This is a genomic window from Falsiroseomonas oryzae (genome assembly GCF_027856955.1).
Classification (GTDB): Bacteria; Pseudomonadota; Alphaproteobacteria; order Acetobacterales; family Acetobacteraceae; genus Falsiroseomonas; species Falsiroseomonas oryzae.
On record NZ_JAPSMD010000804.1, the window covers coordinates 1 to 1,281 of the forward strand.

Genomic DNA, 1,281 nt, shown 5'->3' on the forward strand with positions numbered 1-1,281 from the left:
TCGCTGCCGGCGCGTGACGGCGCCACCACTGCGCCGTCGGAAGCCGGCGCCGGCAGCGCCAGGTCGGGCGGCGCCACGGCGCGCAGCGCCGCCGCCTCCTCCTCGGTGATCAGCGCGGCGTCGGCGGCGGCGAGCCGCTCCTCCAGCCAGCGGCGGAAGCCCGGGATCGGCGAGAGGGTCGCAAAGCTCTTGAGGTTGCGGAACTCGTCGGACAGCAGCGCCACCACGCGCTTGATCAGGAAGTTGCCGAAGGAGATGCCGTCCAGCCCGCGCTGGCAGTTGTTGATGGAGTAGAAGATCGCCGTGTCGCAGGCCTTCGGGTCGAGCACCGGCGCCTTCTCGTCCAGCAGGCGCTGCACGTTGTCGGCCATGCCCTTGACCAGCGCGACCTCCACGAAGATCAGCGGCTCCTCGGGCATGCGCGGGTGGAAGAAGGCGTAGCAGCGGCGGTCGGAATCCAGCCGGTTCTTCAGGTCGCGCCAGGTGCGGATGCGGTGCACCGCCTCGTACTGCACCAGCTTCTCCAGCAGGCTCGCCGGCGACGACCAGTCGATCCGGCGCAATTCCAGGAAGCCCACGTCGAACCAGGCGGCCAGCAGCGTCTTGAGGTCGCCTTCCAGCGCCTGCAGCAGCGGCGCGTCCTGCATGCGCGCCAGCAGGTCGGCGCGCATGTCCACCACCAGCTTCACACCGTCCGGGATGGCGGTGAACTGCGTCAGCAGCCGCATCCGCGGCGGCTCCAGGGCGCGGCGCAGCCGGGCCTTGGCCGCGGCGCGCTCGGCCACGCCGGTCGCGGCGGCCACCTTGTCCCAGGCGGCCCGCACCGCCTCGTGGTCGGAATCGAAGGAGGCCAGCGCGCGCAGGAACTCGTCGCGGCCGGCCTGGTCCGCCACCAGATAGGCCTGCGCCAGCCCCGCAGCGCGGGACCGCGCCGAGACCTCGCCGCCGCGCGCATCCAGGCAGGCGCGCATCTGCTCGAGGACCCCGTCCTCCTCCGCCACGCCGCCGGCCATGTCGCGCCACAGCGCGGTCACGCGCCGCAGGGCTCGGTCAAGCAGGCCGGGTGCGACGGCCAGATCGGACATCACGCATCCTTTCCGCGTGTTTCAGGCAGATAGTGACGCAGGACGACGCTTCAATCGACCCATAACCGCGCGAGCGCATCCGGAACGAAGCGGGGCAGGTCCTCGGCGAGCAGGCCGGGCCCGGCGGCCTGCGCCGCCGCGCCGTGCAGGTGGACGGCAGCGGCCGCCGCGTCGAAGGCCGGCAGCCCCTGCGCCA

1 protein-coding gene is annotated in these 1,281 nt (G+C 72.7%); it reads right to left on the reverse strand.

Features of this window, described 5'->3' with window-relative positions; genetic code table 11:
• Positions 1-1,085: malonyl-CoA decarboxylase domain-containing protein (locus tag OZN99_RS31825; protein ID WP_270939190.1), on the reverse strand; the 1,085-nt coding region annotated here is incomplete at its 3' end.
• Positions 1,086-1,281: the final 196 nt, after the last annotated feature.